The sequence below is a fragment of the Streptococcus mitis genome (genome assembly GCF_022137125.1).
Taxonomy (GTDB): domain Bacteria; phylum Bacillota; class Bacilli; order Lactobacillales; family Streptococcaceae; genus Streptococcus; species Streptococcus mitis_CE.
On the sequence record NZ_JAKNEQ010000006.1, the window covers coordinates 103,284 to 122,041 of the forward strand.

Consider the following 18,758-nt stretch of genomic DNA (forward strand, 5'->3'; position numbering starts at 1 on the left):
ACATTCTTATCCTAAAAAATGCTCATTTTTCTTAAATTGTTAATCTAAATCTGGTTTATAGAAGGAACGATTGTCCATAGCGAAGATTTTATTGGTCATCTCTCCTTTATCCACCAAAGCAAGAGCAGTTGACATCATCATCATGCTTGCATCCAGATTGTCAATCATATGGATAATCTCTGCTTCCATAATGCGTGGACGGACTGGACTTCCATACTCAAGCAAGCCGTGATGACTGAGGATGACGTGACGAAGCAAAACGACTTCTTCCTTGGTATCATCAATGCCGAGTTCCATCACTGTCTTGGTAATTTCGCTATCAATCAGAGCGATATGTCCAAGAAGATTACCTCGCACTGTGTACTCGGTCTGGTCTGGTCCCGTCAACTCAATGACCTTAGCCAAGTCATGCAGCATAATCCCCGCATAGAGCAGGCTCTTATTGAGCTGAGGATAAACTTCGCTAATAGCATCTGCCAAACGCACCATGGTTGCAGTGTGGAAAGCCAAACCCGTTTCAAAGGCATGGTGGTTGGTCTTGGCTGCTGGATAGGAGTAAAATTCCTTATCATACTTGGTGTAGAGATTTCGGACAATCCGTTGCCAGACAGGATTTTCAATTTTAAAAATCATTTGCGACATATAGTCACGGATTTCCTTGACATCAACTGGCGACTTGACCTTGAAATCAGCTGGATCATTGGGTTCACCAGGCTGAGGCAGGCGGAGAGTAATTTGATTGACTTGAGGGGTATTGTTATAAACTTCTCGGCGTCCTTTCATGTGGACAACCTTACCTGCGGTAAAGGCCTCAACGTTATGAGGTTGGGCATCCCAGAGTTTCCCTTCAATCTCGCCACTATCATCTTGAAAGGTAAAAGCTAGGTAATTTTTCCCAGCTCGAGTTTGCCTCAGGTCAGCTGACTTGATTAGGTAAAAGCCTTCAAATAGCTCATCTTTTTTCATGTGACTAATCTTCATATTCTTCCTCATCTTCTTGGAAATGGAGTAGATCAAGCGCAGGCTCACCTTCTGATAACTCAATGTGACGGAGCGTTCGCTCGATAGCTGTAGTGCGACGATTTAATAGTTCATCAATATTGCCAGAGGCATGTTGGAGGTGTTTTTGTGCCTTGACCAGAATGCCACCAAACTTGCCAAACTCGGTCTTAACACTAGCAAGAGTCTTACTAATATGGTCAGCACTCTTTTGGATATTAAGGGTTTTGAAACCAACTGATAGGGAATTGAGAAGAGCTGATAGGGTACTTGGACCTGCGACAATAATCTGCTCTTCCCGTCTCAAGTCATCAAAGAAGACCGGATTGCGGACGATTTCTGAGTAGAGACCTTCTGTCGGAACAAACAAAACTCCAAAATTGGTAGTCCGAGGCGGTGCTATGTACTTGCTCTTGATATCCTTGGCAAAGCGTTTGACGCTGGCTAGGAGCGACTTACGACAGCGTTCGATCTCGTCCTTGTCACCCGCTTCATAGGCTTCTTCTAAGCGGTAATAATCTGCCAGTGGAAACTTGGAGTCAATCGGTAAGTAGACATATTCCTGGTCACCCTGTCCAGGCAACTTGATGGCATACTCCACTCGTTCACTAGAGTTTTCAACCGTTGCGTATTCTCGTTCGTACTGGGCAGGGGTCATGATGTCTTCGATGATTTGCCCCAGTTGCAATTCTCCCAGAATCCCTCGCGTTTTGGTTCCAGAGAGAACCTTGTTGAGGGCTCCGACATCGCGGGCAACTGTCTGCATTTCTCCAAGACCACGATTGACAGACTCCAGTTGTTTGGAAACTGTCTCGAAGGAGGCTTGTAAGCGTGTCTGCAAGGTCTTTTCTAGTTTTTCCTCGACTGTCTGGCGCATTTGTTCCAAGCGTTGCTCATTTGATTCCTGCAAGGCTTGAAGGCGTTGGTCGGTCTTATCTCTGGTTTGGAGGAGATTATCTGTCATTTCTTGACGAACTTGAGTCAGGCCTTGATGCAATTCGATTCTCACTTCTTGCAAACGGTCACTGACAGCCACTTCCAAATCTTTTTGATCTAACTGGCTGGCTTGTCTTGCTTGTTCAAAGCGGTAATCCAACTGGTCTGACAAGTGATCTGCCTGATCCTCCAAGCTCTTGCTGAGATGTTTTTCCTGTTTATCCTGCCTCTGCCAAATCAGAAAGAGTCCAGCTAGGTTGGCAATCAATAACAGAACAAGTAAACTTTCCATCCTACCTCCTGTCCTTGCTATGCAGCACGACCACATAGCCTTCTGGGCAAGTCACCGACACTTCCCTATCTATATATTCGTTAGAAGCGTACACTTTTTTAAAGAAAAAATTTTCCTCTGTCAACTCATACTTGGCACCAAGAATGGTCAGCTGGCTATCCCGAACTGGCATAAAAGCTAGATAGTCGTAGTCTGAACGGGGTTCTAGCTGACTGGTTCCTTCTGGACAATAGGCAATCAAGTTTTGCCCATCCTCAATCGCTATCTGACGCATATGGGGAGCCAACTTGGTATTGCTAGGCAAAAAGACATTGGCCAGCATATGGTCAATACGGCCACCAAAAGCACCGAAAATAGTGACCTGAGCCTGAGGATTTTGTTCAAAGATGGTCAAGAGAGCCAATTCCAAATCGGTATCATCTTTTTCTGGTTGAGCTTGGACAAAATACTGGGCACGTTTTTGAATCACCTGTCGCTCTTCTGCACTGACAGAATCAAAATCTCCAACTGCTAGAGTAAGAGGAAGGTTTTCTTCCAAGACCCAGAGTGAGCCTCGATCCACACCGACAAAGCAATCAAAGTCCGTCCGGTAGTGACCACGGTCTCCGCCAGCAAAAACTGCAACCCTAGTCCAGTTGTTTTCTGAGAGTTTGTACTCGCTCATTGACATCTCCCTTAAAGACATAGGAACCTGCTACAAAAACAGTCGCACCAGCTTCTTTGGCTTGAGCAATAGTTTGGTCATCAATCCCACCATCCACTTCAATCTCAAAGTTCAAACCTTTTTCATAACGAAGGGCAACCAACTCACGAACCTTATCCATGGTTTCTGGTAGAAAGGCTTGACCACCGAAGCCAGGGTTAACTGTCATGACTAGGACTTGGTCAACTAGATGAAGCACATGCTTAATCGCTTCAACTGGTGTACCAGGATTGATAACAACTGATGGCTTGACACCGAGTGAACGAATTTTTTGGAGAGCACCATGAATATGAGACGTTGCTTCTACATGGATACTGATAATATCCGCACCTGCACGCGCAAAGTCCTCTAGATGATGTTCAGGATTGGAGACCATCAAATGGCAGTCAAAGACCATCTTGCTATGAGGACGAAGACTCTCGACCACACCCGCACCAAAACTGATTTGCGGTACAAAATGACCATCCATGATATCGATATGGGCATACTCTGCCCCAGTTGCTTCTAGACGTTTGATTTCACGTTCAAAGTTGGCATAATCTGCTGCCAGAATTGACGGAGCAATCTTGTATTGAGACATAGGTTTCTCCTTATTTTGGAATTTTTTTGCTGACCTTTTGATAGGTTTCTCTGCGATTTTCAATTTCGCTAAGGAATTGCAGGTAGTTGTCAAAACGGAAGGTTGCAACAACTCCCTCTTCGACAGCTGGCTTGACTGCACAAGACGGCTCATGGGTATGGGTACAGGTACGGAATTTGCAGTCTCGGCTAACACTAGCAATCTCTGGAAAGGCCTGATTGAGGTCTTCCGCCGTTGACACTTCATAATCCAGCGATGAAAAACCTGGTGTGTCTGCGATTTTACCCCCATTGAGGTTGTAAAAACTAACTGCTCGAGTAGTGTGGCGCCCACGACCCAGACTGTCTGAAATTTCCCCTGTTTCAAGATTAAGGTCTGGTGCGATTTTATTGAGAAGAGTTGATTTTCCAACCCCTGTCTGCCCCATAAAGACTGTAATCTTACCTGTTAACAAAGGTAGGAGTTCCTCCTTACTGGTCACAAAGTCGTAGCCGATATCACCATAAGTCTGTTCATAAAAATCCAGTTCTCCCCTATCTTCCAACAAATCCATTTTGGAAATATAGACGATAGGATGGATGCCCTTGTGCTCCAAAAGAACCAAGAAACGATCCAGCAAATTGCTGTTAAAATCAGGTTCCTTGACGGACATAATTACCACAGCTTGGTCAATATTGACAATGGGCGGACGGACCAGACTGTTTTTCCGTTCGTGAATCTTGAGAATATAGCCTTCTGAATTTTCCTCGGCAGAGAAATCTACCCAGTCCCCAACGTAAGGAGTATGGCCTTTTTTACGGAAATTTCCACGCGCGCGTGTTTGATAGACCTGGCCATCACTCTCTACATAGTAGAAGCCTGCCAAGGCTTTAATAATTTGTCCCTGCATCTTAGAGTCCTTGCCCTTTAAGCGCGTCTGCTAGACTGGCAAATTCTGCCAAGCTGAGAGCTTCCCCACGCACACTTGGTGACAAGCCTGCCTGATCCAAAGCCTTGGTCAGCTTGTCCTTAACTTCCTCAGTCTTGCCAAAGTAACCTGTCAAATTGTTCCACAAGGTTTTACGGCGATGAGTGAAACTAGCCTTAGAAACCTTAAAGAAGAAGTTCTCGTCTTCCACTGCTACGGCTGGTTCTGGACGACGCACCATTTTCAAAATAGCAGAGTCCACGTTTGGCGCTGGCACAAAGACCGTACGAGGCACGATGAAAGCAACCTTGGCAGTCATGTAATACTGCACCGCAATCGACAAGCTACCGTAAGCCTTGGTATTCGGTTGAGCGGAAATGCGGTCAGCTACCTCTTTTTGCATCATGACCACAAACTCACTAAAAGGAATCCCGCTCTCAATCAAGTGCATGAGAATAGGCGTCGTGATGTAGTAAGGCAAGTTGGCTACTACCTTAATTGGCAGGTCAGGATTTTTAAAATTCTGGATATGCTGCGCCAAATCGACCTTGAGAATGTCCTCGTTAACCACTGTCACATTGTCAAAATCACGCAAGGTATCTGCCAAAATCGGTACCAAACGGTGGTCAATCTCAAAGGCCATAACTTCTGCTGCACGCTCAGCCAAAAATTCTGTCAAGGCACCAATCCCTGGCCCGATTTCGATGACATTAACCTGGTCATCAATCTCAGCCGTATCCACGATTTTTTGTAAAATATTGGTATCCGTCAAGAAATTTTGCCCAAAGGACTTTTTAAAAGTAAAACCGTGACGCTCCAGCACTGCCTTGGTCACGCTATAATCTGCAATTCTCATCTATTCTCTTTTCTAGTGTAAACGGCGTTTTATTATCCAAACAAACTCATTGTCTCCTGAACTCTGATAAATGAGCTCTGTTAAAGAAACATTTGGATTCGTCAATTCTTTTGTTTCTGTATTATAACTTGTTACTGTCTGCCCACCATGTCGTAGAAGCCATTCCGTATCCAATCTAGGCAGATATCTGTCCTTTTGAAGAAAACTACAAAACTCCTCAACTGTCATATCCTTCGGGACATCAAGATCCATCTGATGAGAGAAAACATCATCCCCCATGCAGATAGATTCTCTATCAACTCGTATTTTCATTTCACTCTTTCCTTGTAAACATCTATTTAAATATTATCAAAGTGAATCCCCTGACATAAATCTACTTACTTATATTGTAACACATTCCCCTTACATTTGGGGTCTGCTTAGCTGTTCTCATAAGATTTCATGGTTTCTTCCACTTCTGCCAAGGTAATCCCAAACAACTCTAGGCGTTTGAGGAGTTGCTTGCCGTTGGAATAGCCGATTCGGAGAGCCTCTCCTAAATATTCTCGTCGCTTACGGCTATCTGCTCCTGCTAGAAAACCAAGGCGAATCAAGTCGGTACGACTGATGTCAAACTGACTCTCATGTTCAAATTGTTCTGTTATCTGAGCTAGAGCCGTTTTCAGGTCTTCATAGCTGGCATGCTCAATCCCTAGAGACCGCCCCTTGGTCTTGGACTTAGGAACAGCTTCATCGCGTTTGAGGAAAGCATGCTGAACTGTTGGAATGGCAGTCATAATCATGCGACGAATCCGCTCCCCATTAAAATCTGGGTCTGTAAAGACAATGACTCCATGGCGTTGGTGTAGACGCTGAATCCGCTCTATATCCTGGTCATTAATGGCAGAACCTCGAGTCTCATAGGTCTCTACCTCGAAATAACGTTTGAGATTAGCCGTATCGTCGCGACCTTCAACCACGATGACTTGGGAAATTTTTTCTTTCATTACTTGCTGTCCAATCCAAAAATGCACTCTGCATTTGCAGTCGTTGCCACCGCTAGCTCTTCTGTCGTCATGCCACGCAAATCCGCGATAAAATCTACTACATAGCGAGTATAGGCTGTTTTGTTTTCGCGACCACGTTTAGGAACAGGAGCCAAATAAGGCGCATCTGTTTCCACCAAAATCTTGTCCAAAGGAAGTTCTCTAGCCGCCTCTTGGATATCGGTTGCCTTCTTAAAAGTCACCACTCCTGAGAAGGAAATAGTCATACCAAGCGCGACAAACTTCTCTGCCCATTCAAGAGTCCCTGAGAAAGAATGCATGATGCCACCACGAGGACCAACTCCCTCGGTCTTGATAATCTCATAGGTATCTTCCAACGCATCACGGGTATGGACCACAAAAGGTAAATCCAAGTCCTTAGATAACTGAATCTGACGGCGAAAAACCTGCTCCTGCACTTCTTTGGACGCTGTCATCCAATGATAATCCAAACCAATCTCACCCAAGGCAACTACCTTTGGATGCTTGAGCTTGTCAAGCAAGTAGGCTTCAATCTCCTCTGTATAAGTACCAGCTTCTGTAGGATGCCAACCAATAGTTGCGTAGAGTTGGTCATACTCATCCACCAACTCCAAAGCACGCTCAATCGTCGGTTTATCAAAACCAACAATATTCATCTGTGTCACACCCATCTCAGCAGCCAAAGCAATTTCTTCTGCCTCACGACCTGCAAATTCTTCTACATTCAAGTGTGTATGTGTATCAAAAATCATCTCTTCTAACCTCGTTTTCTATCTTCTATTATACCAAAAAACTGCCCTCTCTCCTCATCTGTAAAAAATATTCTAAAATCCATCGTCGTCTCTTGACGCTATTTTTCCAAAGCAGTATAATAGCACTTATTGAAATTTTCAGAAAAGGAAAATACCATGTTTACAAAATTAAAACAGACCTTTATCGGTCGTCCTCTTAAGTCCTTAACAGAAGGCGAGGGAGGGTTGCTGGGAAAAATGCAGGCCTTAGCCATGTTGTCAAGCGACGCTCTATCTTCCATTGCCTATGGACCTGAGCAAGTAGTCCTCGTCTTGGCTAGTCTCTCTCCTCTAGCTATATGGTGGAGCCTTCCTATTGGCCTTTTTGTCCTCCTGCTTCTAGCTAGTTTAACCGTTTCCTACCGTCAAATCATCCACGCCTATCCTCAAGGAGGAGGGGCCTATATGGTTACTCGAGAAAATCTATCGCCCGAGCTAGGCTTGATTGCTGGAGGTAGTCTGCTGGTTGACTACATGCTGACTGTGGCAGTATCGGTATCATCTGGAGCTGATGCTATCACAGCAGCTCTCCCTGCCCTCCACCCTTACAACCTCCACATCTCCATTTTTCTGGTTTGCTTGCTCATGCTTTTGAACTTACGGGGGTTGAAAGAATCTGCCAGTTCACTGATGATTCCTGTCTATCTCTTTATCATCAGTACTGTCTTTCTCTTGCTCTATGGAATCTTTCAACTAGCGACAGGTTCTCTCAGCTATCAGGCGACTTCTCCTATCGGACATGCTGTACCGAATCTGTCTATCGTTCTCATTCTAAGAGCTTTTACCAGCGGATCTGCCTCTCTGACAGGGGTTGAAGCTATTTCAAATGCCGTTCCCTTTTTCAAGGCTCCAAAAGAAAAGAATGCCGCTCAGACCTTGACCATCATGTCACTGATTTTAGGTTTTCTTTTTGCTGGTATCACCTTCCTAAACTACTGGATGGGGATTATGCCTCAACACGGAGAAACTATTCTTTCACAAATGGCTCAAGGCATCCTTGGTAATTCCTTCTTGGGTCACCTTTGCTATTATATCTTCCAATTCTCCACAGCCTTGATTTTAGCCGTAGCTGCAAATACTGGCTTTTCGGCCTTCCCTATGCTGGCTTACAATATGGCTAAAAACAAGTACATGCCCCATCTCTTTATGGAAAAAGGAGACCGGCTAGGCTACTCTAATGGAATTTTAACTCTGGCTTTTGGGGCTATGATTCTTCTTCTCATTTTTAATGGCAATACCGAACGTTTGATTCCCCTTTATACTATCGGTGTCTTCGTGCCCTTTGCCCTTTCTCAGACTGGGATGATTCGTCATTGGAAAAAAGAAAAGGGGACAAATTTTTTAAAACCTGCCCTTACCAATATCCTTGGAGCTATCATTTGCTACGCTATCGTGTTGATCCTGCTCTTTTTCCGTCTCAGTGATATCTGGCCTTTCTTCCCGATTATTCTCGTACTCACTCTACTCTTCTTGGCAATTCACAGTCATTACCAAAAAGTAGCCCAACAACTGCGTCTCTATGAAGGCATCGAAAAACGTACCTACGATGGCAATCTAGTTCTCGTCCTAGTAGGAAATGTTACCCGCGTCAGCGTTGGAGCCATTAACTATGCCCAAAGTATCGGAGATGAAGTCCTAGCCATGCACATTTCTACTAAGGAAACAGCAGAGAAAGACCAAGAAATTCTCCAAGAATTTGCCGATCACTTCCCAACCATTACTCTGAAGAACATCAAGACCAGCTACCGCGACATCATCACGCCTACTGTCAAGTATGTCAAACGGATCTCTGAGGATGCCCAGAAAAAGAACTATACAGTCACTGTTCTGGTACCCCAGTTTATCCCTAATAAACCTTGGCAAAATATCCTGCACAATCAGATGAGTCTTAAACTCAAATACGCCCTTCGTTGGCACCAAGACGTCGTTGTCGCTAGCTACTCTTATCACTTAAAAGAATAAATAAAAGGCCCTACCAGAACCAAGAAGCTCTGGTAAGGCCTTTTTCTGAATCCAGTCACTATGCTTAACTGAAAAGCATGACTAGGAATACTATTGAATGTGGTTAGCTAAATCTTCCTGAGCTTTTTTATTTGACTCAGCTTTTTCTTTCAGCCATTTTTCATAGAGTTCTTGGTACTGTTTAGCGGTTACTGGCTCTTTTTGCAATTCAACATATTTGTAGTTGTCCGCATTTCCCTTATGACCAACAAATGAGAATGGTCCTGTAAACGGTACAGTCTTACGGAAGATTGGGTTAGCTCCACCACTTTGAACTGGTAGGAAGAGGGCACTATCTGTCAACCAAGCTTGAGCTTCAGCATATTTTTCATAGCGAGCTTGAGTATCTGTGATTTCCGCATCAGCCTGATCCAAGAGTTTCTTGTAGTCAGAAAGACCAATCTTGTCCTTGACTTCCTTGTCTTTTCCTTCAGACAAGCCCATGTTTTTCAACTGAGAACCTGTCTCTGGATCAAGAATAGCTAGGTAAGTCTTAGGATCTGAGTAGTCTCCACCCCATCCTGATATGTCAATATCATAGTCTTTTTGTTCTGCTGTATCTGCAAAGTAGGTTGCTTGGTCTTTTTCATCTGGAGAAAGTTGGATAACATCGATAACTACATTCTCCTTACCAAGGTTTTCTTCCACTGTTTGTTTGAAAGATCCAGCTTGTTGCACATCCAACTTAGCAGTCTGGTCAACTGGCATATCCAAATGAATTGGGAAAGTTACTCCCTGTGCTTGCAGACTTTCTTTGGCCTTGGCAAACTTCTCTTTGGCCTTTTCAGGATTCAAGAAGGCTTGCTTACCATCGTTTAGATTGATATTTGCCCAATCTTTACCATAGTTGACAATTTTCTCATTAACAACATCACCGAAGTTCTTATCACCAACTTGGACAAAGTCACTTGGTGTAACCGTATTACGCAAGATACGGTCTGCTCCTTCTTCACCATTTGTCTGTGCTGCATAAGCATGACGGTCAAAGGCAAAGTTGATAGCCTGACGGAAATCTTTATTTTGCATAGCTGCGCGTGAATCTGTCTTTTCCTTATCAGACTGTTTCATAGTTTGCTTGTAGCTTTGACGATTCACGTTGAAAAGATAGTAGAAAGTAACTGAGTTTTGTGGTGTATAGGTAATCTTGTCCTCATTTCCCTTCTTGAGTTCAGCAAAGACTGAACTTGTTGGGAAGATACGGCCATCTGTATAGTTACCATCCAAGAAACCTCTAGCAATGCTGTCTTGGTCAGAACCGTCAAAGAAAGAGAGTTTCACTTTCTCGATTTTAACATTGTCCTTATCCCAGTAATTAGGATTTTTATCAAGTTCAATCAAAGATTTGGATGAGAAAGATTTAAACAAGTAAGGACCATTTGACAAGATACTTGATGGTGTTACGCTTCCAAAGTCATCTCCTTTAGACTTCAAGAAGGCTTCATTTACAGGATTAAGGATACTTGCTGTTGTTTTAGAGTTCCAATAAGTCTCAGGTTGGTTGAGAGTGTATTGTAGAGTGTAATCATCCACTGCCTTAACACCAACAGTTCCAAAATCAGATGATTTCCCTTCAACATAGTCTGCTAGTCCCTTGATAGAGTCTTGTACCAAGTACAAGTTTTCAGCCTTTTTATCAGCCGCATACTTGAGACCAGTCACAAAGTCATGAGCTGTTACGTCCGCATACTCTTCTCCTTCAGAAGTGTACCATTTAGCTCCCTGACGGATCTTATAAGTGTAAGTCAAGCCATCTTTTGACACTGTCCATGACTCAGCCATAGAGGGGATGAGATTGCCATACTGGTCATTTTCCAACAACCCATCAATCAAGTTGGTTGTGATACTAGATGTAGAGTCTCGTGTAGAGGTAATGTAATCCAAGGTATCAGGGTTACTGACAAAGATATAAGAGTATGTCTTGTCTGCATTGCTTGATTGGGAAGACCCACATGCCGCTAGAGCTAGACCTGCTGTCAAAGCCATAGCTCCAAAAAGCATAACTTTTGATTTCTTCATGATTATTCTCCATTTTTTACAGTATGTGAAATATTATACACTATTTGAGCAAAAATATAAAGCCTTTTTGAACTTTTTTACAAAAATAAAAATCAGTAGACTCGAGTTCCTACTGATTTTTGTTATGGTTCGTTTGGATTATGCAGCCAAAACTTTGCGTCCTTTACGACGACGAGCTGCCAATACGCGACGACCGTTTTTAGTTGACATACGGTTACGGAATCCGTGTTTGCGCGCACGACGAAGTTTACTTGGTTGATAAGTACGTTTCACGATGAATACCTCCTCATAGATTTTGTATTCGTTTAGCCGGCTATAAAGTGATCAGTTACTAAACATACTTTACTATTCTATCTGATTCTTTCACTTTTGTCAATAGCTCAAGGCAAATGTTTCCAGCTTTTTCAAATGTAAGCCCTATCTACGATACTGTTTTAAGAATCGAGTCATCTTTTCTTGGATTTGGGCCAGTTCATCGACACGAGGAAGGTAAACAATACGGAAGTGGTCTGGTTCCTGCCAGTTGAAGCCTCGACCATGAACCAAGAGAACCTTTTCCTGCTTCAAGAAATTAAGGACAAACTGCTCATCATCATCGATACGGTACATATTGCGGTCAATTTTAGGGAAGATATAGAGTCCCGCCTTGGGTTTAACCGCAGACAAACCTGGGATATCTTGAATGGCATTGTAAATGAAATTTCTTTGCTCGTAAATTCGTCCACCAGGAAGGAGCAATTCATCAACTGATTGGTGGCCACCCAAGGAAGTTTGTACGACTTGTTGGGCCAAAACGTTAGAGCAAAGGCGCATATTGGATAGCATATTGAGCCCTTCGATATAGCCCTTGACATGAGTCTTAGGTCCAGACAAGACCATCCAACCCACACGGAAACCAGCAATACGGTGGGATTTTGACAGGCCATTCATGCTGACACAGAAGACATCTGGTGCCAAACTAGCCACAGGCGTATGCACATGTCCATCCATTACCATGCGGTCGTAAATTTCATCCGCAAAGATAATCAAATCGTTTTGACGGGCAATCTCAATAATTTCCAGCAAGAGTTCCTTAGGATAAAGGGCTCCAGTTGGGTTGTTTGGATTGATAAGGACGATTGCCTTGGTATTAGAAGTGATTTTTGACTTGATATCATCAATATCTGGGTACCATTCTGCAGCTTCATCACAGATATAGTGAACGGCATTTCCTCCAGCTAGGCTGACAGCCGCTGTCCAAAGAGGATAGTCTGGCATTGGCACCAAGACCTCGTCTCCATTGTCCAAAAGCCCCTGCATGGACATGACAATCAACTCACTGACACCATTTCCAAGGTAGATATCATCAATATCTACGTTTGGGAATTTCTTCAATTGGCAATACTGCATGATAGCCTTACGGGCTGAGAAAATCCCTTTGGAGTCAGAATAACCTTCACTATCACGCGCATTCATAATCAAGTCATGAATGACCTCATCTGGCGCTGTAAAGCCAAATTCTGCTGGATTTCCTGTATTCAGACGTAAAATTTTTTCTCCGTTTGCTCGCATCCGCATGGCTTCTTCCAAAACAGGACCACGGATATCATAAGCAACATGCTCTAACTTACTAGACTTGTTATATTCTTTCATCTTGTTTCCTCAATTCATCAGGATAGTAACATTATACCACTAGAAAGAAAATGCGACAAGTTTACTGAAATGTTTTACTAGATTAAGATAGAAGAAAAACCTCGCTAAAAGCGAGGCCAAGACAGGGGAGATAGCAGGTATTTTGCGAAAGTCACATCACATACCAAAAGATAAACCTAGAAAAAGCAAGCCTAAAAAGGAGTCATAAAGAAGATTGAACATGAGGAAAAGTCCCCATATCATCAAGTAATCCCAACGCCCACTTCGTTTTGCAACTAGGAATAAGAGTAGATGGTAGAGTACATGAAAGACTAAAAAACCGATAAACCCTGGATAAAGAAGCGGCATCAGACTCTCTAATTGCCAGATCATGATAACTTCTAGCAAGACTGAAACTAGGATGATTCCATAATAAAGGAAATTCGATTTTTTTGTTTCTTGAAAAGCGTTTTTCATCATTCTCCCTCCCTTCACTTCTTTCCTGCTATCCTTTCTTTTATTTTATCATATATTTATATAGATTTTAATCGCTAACATTCTTTTGAAAAATACTTTTTTTGCTTTACTTCTATAGTGAAAAGGTTTACAATTATAGTAAGAAAATTTCAGGAGGTTTCATTATGACACAACGTTACCAAAATATCATGGTCGCAATCGATGGTTCTAAAGAAGCAGACTTGGCTTTTGTCAAGGGAGTTCATTCTGCTCTACGAAACGACGCTAAACTCACCATCGCACATGTCATTGACACACGCGCACTCCAAAGCGTATCCACCTTTGATGCTGAAGTTTACGAAGAACTCCAAGTCGACGCTGAAAGTCTGATGAAAGAGTACGAAAAACGTGCTAAAGATGCTGGTGTGGCAGATGTTCATATCGTCATTGAAATGGGAAATCCAAAGACCCTACTGGCACGTACTATTCCCGATGCTGAGGAAGTGGACCTCATCCTCGTTGGCGCAACTGGTCTCAACGCCTTTGAACGCCTCTTGGTCGGTTCTTCATCTGAATACATCCTCCGCCATGCTAAGGTTGATTTGCTGGTTGTGAGAGAACAAGAAAAAACCTTATAATCATCAAGAAAAGGAGCCCCCAGCTCCTTTTTATTTACTTTTTATTTACTTTTTGTTTACTGTTTATTTCTCTCTTTATGGCGTTCATAAGCCTTGAGCTGGCGCTGCAGTTCCTTTTTAATAGCAGGTTCTGGAGCATATTTTTCTTCCCAATCATCTGGTTTTAAGATTTTATGGGTCACTGGATCAAAATGAGCCTTGCCATCTGGAAAAATTTTCCCCATATTGGCCTGATGGACGATATCAAAAATACGTTCTGGGTCCACCCCCATCAAAACAAAGCTACCATAGGTAAAATAAAGCGTGTCAATCAGGGCATCCACCTGCCCTACCAAATCTTGCTGGGCAGGTGTCTTCTTGGCTACTTTCTCTGCTGCCTTATCAAGAGCCTGATGAAGTTGCGATAGAGCTTGACCAAAGTCCTCTTCAGAAGGACTGGCAGCTCGAACAAACTCCACCAATTCTTCTATTTTAAAGCCAGCCCTGTGGGTTGCACCTTCTAAATCCCAAGCTCGAGGTTCTTCTTGGGTTCGTTCATCCATCATGTGGTGGAAGGTCTTGACCTTATTGAAATGATAGTCACGGCTGACAAAGACTTTTTCTGAAGCCAAAACACCAAAATGTTCCAAGGCCTTGTGGATTCCGTCTTGCTGATTGCTGGTGGTGATGTGTTTGGCAACTTCCTTGACACTGCTACTACCATTTCCCATAGCAACTGACATACCGACACCAGCCAGCATTTCAAGGTCGTTATCCGAATCACCAAAGGCCATCACTTGGTTGAGGTCAAAACCATATTCTTTCCCAACTCGTCGAATGCCTTCCAATTTAGAATTTCCTTGATTGATGACATCCGCTGCAAAAGGATTGCTACGTGTCAATTTCAAGTCTTCAAAATCAGCTGCTGCCTTCTCAGATTCTTCTGGCGTCATCAGCATCAAGACTTGGTAGATAGGCTGATTCATTAGATCAAGCAGGTCTTCTTCCTTTTGGGGAACAACCTTGCTGACCATACGATTAAAGGAATAACTCACTGTCCGAGTTAAAACAGAGGGAACGAAGCGACTGATTCGTTGGGAAAAAGAACCCAGACCAAAGGACATGATTTTAGAACCCAGCATAGCATCCTTGGTCCCTAGGGCAATCTCCTTGCCCTCTTTTTTAGCATACGTAATGAGCTGGCGCAAATGTAACTTGGAAATTGGGCTCGTGAACAAGACTCTGTCTTTAGTAAAGATATACTGGCCATTGTAGGTTACCGCAAAGTCCAGATCCAAATCGTCCATCAATTCCTTAACAAAAAAAGGTCCTCGCCCTGTCGCTACACCAACTAGCACCCCTTGTTCTTTGACAATCTTAATCGCGTCCTTAGTGGATTTCAAAACACTCTTGCGATCGTTAACCAAGGTTCCATCGATATCAAAAAAAACAGCTTTGACTTCCATCCTATCCCAATCTCCCCTTTTGTGATACAATGATTATACCACATTTCAGAAAGAGTGAGTAAATCATGCCTAAGAAAATCCTTGTTTTACATACGGGTGGAACTATTTCCATGCAAGCCGATGCTTCTGGCGCTGTTGTGACGAGTTCAGATAATCCCATGAACCATGTGTCCAACCCACTTGAAGGAATCCAAGTCCACGCCTTAGACTTTTTTAACCTGCCAAGCCCCCATATCAAACCCAAGCATATGCTAGCCCTCTACCAGAAAATTAAAGAGGAAGCTGCTAACTACGATGGAGTGGTAATCACACACGGGACCGATACTTTAGAGGAAACAGCCTATTTCCTTGATACCATGGAAGTTCCCCATATGCCTATCGTTCTAACAGGGGCCATGCGTAGCTCTAACGAACTCGGCAGCGACGGTGTTTATAACTATCTGAGTGCTTTACGGGTGGCTAGCGATGACAGGGCTGCTGACAAAGGGGTTTTGGTTGTTATGAACGATGAAATTCATGCTGCCAAGTATGTTACCAAAACGCATACGACCAACGTCGGCACCTTCCAGACCCCAACACATGGGCCACTTGGTCTGATTACGAAGCGGGAAATCCTCTACTTCAAAACAGCTGAACCTCGTGTTCGCTTTGACCTTGATCACATACAAGGCTTAGTCCCTATCATCTCGGCTTATGCAGGTATGACAGATGAGCTGATTGATATGCTGGATTTGGAACAATTGGACGGCTTGATTATCCAAGCCTTCGGAGCTGGTAATATTCCCAAAGAAACGGCTCAAAAATTAGAAAACCTTCTGCAAAAAGGAATCCCAGTCGCCCTGGTATCACGATGCTTTAACGGTATAGCGGAACCTGTTTATGCCTACCAAGGTGGGGGCGTGCAGTTGCAAAAATCTGGTGTCTTCTTTGTTAAAGAACTCAATGCCCAAAAAGCTCGCTTGAAACTCCTCATTGCCCTCAATGCCGGACTAACAGGGCAGGCTTTGAAAGACTATATGGAAGGCTAAGTCTCTTCTCCAGAAAGCAAAATCAGGAAATCTTCACGATTCCCTGATTTTTTCTATTTACGTTTTCGTGTTGAACGACGTTCTGTCAAACCATGAGGTAAGAGAACTTCACGTTCTTCCAACTCTTCCTTGTGCATAATCTTAGTCAACATACGCATACTAATAGCACCAAGGTCATAGAGAGGTTGGGCAATAGTTGTCAAGTTTGGACGGGTAAAGCGTGAGACTTGCGAATCATCACTAGTAATGATTTCAAATTCTTCTGGTACTGACACACCCTTATCAGCAAGGCCATTCAAAACACCTGCTGCCAACTCATCACCTGTTACAACTGCTGCAGTTGCATTTGATGAAATCAAGCGTTCTGCCAAGGCATAACCGTCTTCATAAGTGTATTTAGATTCAAATACCAATCCTTCGCTATAAGAAATACCTGCTTTTTTCAAGGCTTCCTTGTAGCCAACCAAACGAACCTTACCATTGATATCATCCACTAGTGGACCGCTAACGAAAGCAATGCGCTCATTTTCTTTAGCAAGGTAGGTCACTGCATCAATCGTAGCTTGTTTGTAGTCAATATTGACACTTGGAAGCTGATGTTCTACATCCACAGTTCCTGCAAGAACAACTGGTGTCCGAGAGCGAGAAAACTCTGAACGAATTTTTTCAGTCAAGTGATATCCCATAAAGATGATACCATCCACTTGCTTAGAAAACAGGGTATTGACAACTGAAACTTCCTTGTCATCGTCCTCATCACTATTAGCAAGGACGATATTGTACTTGTACATTTCAGCGATATCATCAATCCCTTTAGCAAGCGTTGAGAAATAGCCATTGGTAATATTTGGGATCACGACACCAACAGTGGTTGTCTTTTTACTTGCAAGACCACGCGCCACTGCATTTGGACGGTAATCCAAACGATCAATCACCTCGAGTACTTTTTTACGGGTGTTCTCTTTTACATTCTTATTGCCATTGACTACACGGCTAACCGTCGCCATTGAAACTCCTGCTTCACGGGCGACATCATAAATCGTTACTGTATCGTCTGTATTCATTCCATTTCCTTTCTATATCATACCTCACGAGACTCCAAAAAAGAGACGGTATGAAAATTTCGTTTTCATGATTCTACTTATTCCATTTTATCACTATTTGTAAACACTTTCAAGCATTTTTTGAAGATTATTTGAAAAAATTTCATAGGAAGCTATGTTTATGAAGAAAAAATCACCTTTTCTTGATTTTTAATCCTATTTACTGTATGATAAGGGAAAAGAAAGGGGGAAGAAATATGGCTTTTACCAATACCCACATGCGGTCAGCTAGTTTTGGCATTGTTACCAGCTTGCCTGATGATGTTATTGACTCTTTTTGGTATATCATCGACCACTTCTTAAAAAATGTCTTTGAATTGGAGGAGGAACTCGAGTTTCAATTGCTCAATAACCAAGGAAAAATTACCTTCCACTTTTCAAGTCAACACCTCCCTACAGCCATTGATTTTGACTTTAACCATCCTTTCGACCCTCTTTATCCCCCGAAAGTACTGGTTTTAGATATGGACGGTAGAGAAACTATCCTCCTCCCAGAAGAAAATGACCTATTTTAAAAACTCTAGCCTTCAGTTACAAGCGACTGAAAACTAGAGTTTTTTCTATTGTTTCAAAGCATTATACAAGTTGCGGATCGGTTGCTTTAATGTCGGATGGATAAAATGAGGCGCAATTTCCTGTAAGGACTCAAGAACAAAAAGGCGTTCCGCTATGTAAGGATGAGGCAAGATGAGGTCGTCTGTATAAAGAATCTGATCCTCCACAAAGAGCAAGTCCAAATCAATCAAACGAGGCCCCCAATGTACTTCTCTCACCCGTCCCATCTCTGACTCAATGGCTAACAAGGTCTCTAATAGAACTGGGGCAGGCAACCAGGTTTCAACCTCAACCACTTGATTAGCAAAGCTATCCTGCTCAACACCACCCCAAGGCTCCGTCGTCAATACACTGGACTCTTTGAGAATATGGATACCTCGATTTCGCATTTTCTCAATGGCTTGCTTCAAGTTTGCTTGTTTATCTCCCATATTGCTTCCTAGGGCGATAAAGGCTCGTTGCTTGCGGCGATGAATGGTTACTGAGCAAGTATCTAGTGGCAAATGCACTGGCGCCCAAGGTTTTTTCAGTTCCAGCTTAATTTCTTGGACAAGAGGATAAGCCTCAAAGGTACGTTCTACCAGTTTGTAGGCTACCGTTTCAATCAAGTCCTCAGTTGTTCCCTGAAACCAAGCCGTCCACTGCTGGCACAATTCTCCGTAATGGACAGAGGCTGTTAAATCCAAGTCTGTCGCCGCCTTGGTCATATCATAGGATAGGATTGCGGAAATAACAAACTTCTGCCCCAATTCTTTCTCACTAGGAAAAAGACCATGATAGGCAAAAATTTCCAAATCTTTAATCTGCAGTTGATCCATAATGATTCCTTTCTAG

Annotated in this window: 20 protein-coding genes; 4 read left to right on the forward strand and 16 right to left on the reverse strand. The window is 43.1% G+C overall.

Translation table 11 applies throughout. From position 1 onward, the window contains the following. Positions 1-39: 39 nt before the first annotated feature. The 9 genes from L0P31_RS06730 to L0P31_RS06770 form a co-directional block, all read right to left on the reverse strand. On the reverse strand, positions 40-981 hold the full coding sequence (locus L0P31_RS06730) for a 3'-5' exoribonuclease YhaM family protein (protein WP_020903082.1): 942 nt from the start codon (positions 979-981) through the stop codon (positions 40-42). Further along, positions 971-2,227 (reverse strand): DNA recombination protein RmuC, encoded by a 1,257-nt coding sequence (locus L0P31_RS06735; RefSeq protein ID WP_049546674.1) that lies wholly within the window; start codon positions 2,225-2,227, stop codon positions 971-973. Before L0P31_RS06735 ends, L0P31_RS06730 begins: the two co-directional genes overlap by 11 nt. Position 2,228: 1 nt before the next feature. Continuing rightward, complete coding sequence (locus tag L0P31_RS06740) at positions 2,229-2,891, reverse strand: thiamine diphosphokinase (protein ID WP_238096251.1); 663 nt, start codon at positions 2,889-2,891, stop codon at positions 2,229-2,231. Then, complete coding sequence (rpe, locus tag L0P31_RS06745) at positions 2,854-3,510, reverse strand: ribulose-phosphate 3-epimerase (RefSeq protein ID WP_238096253.1); 657 nt, start codon at positions 3,508-3,510, stop codon at positions 2,854-2,856. The genes L0P31_RS06740 and rpe overlap by 38 nt, the downstream gene beginning before the upstream one ends. Before the next feature lie 10 nt (positions 3,511-3,520). Then, positions 3,521-4,399, reverse strand: a complete 879-nt coding sequence (rsgA, locus tag L0P31_RS06750; RefSeq protein ID WP_238096255.1) for a ribosome small subunit-dependent GTPase A — start codon at positions 4,397-4,399, stop codon at positions 3,521-3,523. 1 nt (position 4,400) lies between these two features. Next, complete coding sequence (rsmA, locus tag L0P31_RS06755) at positions 4,401-5,273, reverse strand: 16S rRNA (adenine(1518)-N(6)/adenine(1519)-N(6))-dimethyltransferase RsmA (protein ID WP_001216838.1); 873 nt, start codon at positions 5,271-5,273, stop codon at positions 4,401-4,403. Positions 5,274-5,285: 12 nt separating this feature from the next. Further along, entirely contained in the window at positions 5,286-5,585 is a 300-nt protein-coding gene (locus L0P31_RS06760) for a hypothetical protein (RefSeq protein ID WP_033688101.1), read from the reverse strand. A gap of 107 nt (positions 5,586-5,692) precedes the next feature. Next, complete coding sequence (gene rnmV, locus L0P31_RS06765) at positions 5,693-6,259, reverse strand: ribonuclease M5 (protein WP_238096257.1); 567 nt, start codon at positions 6,257-6,259, stop codon at positions 5,693-5,695. Then, positions 6,259-7,032 carry a TatD family hydrolase gene (locus tag L0P31_RS06770; protein ID WP_049516018.1) on the reverse strand — a complete coding sequence of 258 codons (774 nt, stop codon included), beginning with the start codon at positions 7,030-7,032 and terminating at the stop codon, positions 6,259-6,261. The genes rnmV and L0P31_RS06770 overlap by 1 nt, the downstream gene beginning before the upstream one ends. A gap of 156 nt (positions 7,033-7,188) precedes the next feature. On the opposite strand from L0P31_RS06770, the gene L0P31_RS06775 reads away from it, so the two are divergent. Next, positions 7,189-9,033 (forward strand): APC family permease, encoded by a 1,845-nt coding sequence (locus L0P31_RS06775; protein WP_049516019.1) that lies wholly within the window; start codon positions 7,189-7,191, stop codon positions 9,031-9,033. 90 nt (positions 9,034-9,123) lie between these two features. Here the strand turns inward: L0P31_RS06775 and L0P31_RS06780 are convergent, their stop codons facing one another. The 4 genes from L0P31_RS06780 to L0P31_RS06795 form a co-directional block, all read right to left on the reverse strand. Then, positions 9,124-11,088: a peptide ABC transporter substrate-binding protein gene (locus tag L0P31_RS06780; protein ID WP_070526608.1), complete on the reverse strand. Its 1,965-nt coding sequence runs from the start codon at positions 11,086-11,088 to the stop codon at positions 9,124-9,126. A 138-nt stretch (positions 11,089-11,226) separates the two neighbouring features. Continuing rightward, on the reverse strand, positions 11,227-11,361 hold the full coding sequence (gene rpmH / locus L0P31_RS06785) for a 50S ribosomal protein L34 (protein WP_000831905.1): 135 nt from the start codon (positions 11,359-11,361) through the stop codon (positions 11,227-11,229). A gap of 144 nt (positions 11,362-11,505) precedes the next feature. Beyond that, positions 11,506-12,720 carry a pyridoxal phosphate-dependent aminotransferase gene (locus tag L0P31_RS06790; RefSeq protein WP_000666457.1) on the reverse strand — a complete coding sequence of 405 codons (1,215 nt, stop codon included), beginning with the start codon at positions 12,718-12,720 and terminating at the stop codon, positions 11,506-11,508. A gap of 156 nt (positions 12,721-12,876) precedes the next feature. Further along, positions 12,877-13,179 carry a hypothetical protein gene (locus tag L0P31_RS06795; protein WP_238096259.1) on the reverse strand — a complete coding sequence of 101 codons (303 nt, stop codon included), beginning with the start codon at positions 13,177-13,179 and terminating at the stop codon, positions 12,877-12,879. A 161-nt stretch (positions 13,180-13,340) separates the two neighbouring features. On the opposite strand from L0P31_RS06795, the gene L0P31_RS06800 reads away from it, so the two are divergent. Continuing rightward, complete coding sequence (locus L0P31_RS06800) at positions 13,341-13,793, forward strand: universal stress protein (RefSeq protein ID WP_238096262.1); 453 nt, start codon at positions 13,341-13,343, stop codon at positions 13,791-13,793. A 56-nt stretch (positions 13,794-13,849) separates the two neighbouring features. On the opposite strand, the gene L0P31_RS06805 is transcribed toward L0P31_RS06800, so the two are convergent. Next, on the reverse strand, positions 13,850-15,238 hold the full coding sequence (locus L0P31_RS06805; RefSeq protein ID WP_238096264.1) for a Cof-type HAD-IIB family hydrolase: 1,389 nt from the start codon (positions 15,236-15,238) through the stop codon (positions 13,850-13,852). A 65-nt stretch (positions 15,239-15,303) separates the two neighbouring features. On the opposite strand from L0P31_RS06805, the gene L0P31_RS06810 reads away from it, so the two are divergent. Then, entirely contained in the window at positions 15,304-16,266 is a 963-nt protein-coding gene (locus tag L0P31_RS06810; protein ID WP_020903075.1) for an asparaginase, read from the forward strand. Positions 16,267-16,319: 53 nt separating this feature from the next. Here L0P31_RS06810 and ccpA read toward each other — a convergent pair whose 3' ends face one another. Then, positions 16,320-17,330 (reverse strand): catabolite control protein A, encoded by a 1,011-nt coding sequence (ccpA, locus tag L0P31_RS06815; protein ID WP_001090628.1) that lies wholly within the window; start codon positions 17,328-17,330, stop codon positions 16,320-16,322. A gap of 236 nt (positions 17,331-17,566) precedes the next feature. Between ccpA and L0P31_RS06820 the strand changes: the two genes are divergently transcribed. Next, positions 17,567-17,884: a DUF960 domain-containing protein gene (locus L0P31_RS06820; RefSeq protein ID WP_049522427.1), complete on the forward strand. Its 318-nt coding sequence runs from the start codon at positions 17,567-17,569 to the stop codon at positions 17,882-17,884. Positions 17,885-17,929: 45 nt separating this feature from the next. Here the strand turns inward: L0P31_RS06820 and folK are convergent, their stop codons facing one another. Continuing rightward, positions 17,930-18,742, reverse strand: a complete 813-nt coding sequence (folK, locus tag L0P31_RS06825; RefSeq protein ID WP_238096266.1) for a 2-amino-4-hydroxy-6-hydroxymethyldihydropteridine diphosphokinase — start codon at positions 18,740-18,742, stop codon at positions 17,930-17,932. Positions 18,743-18,758: the final 16 nt, after the last annotated feature.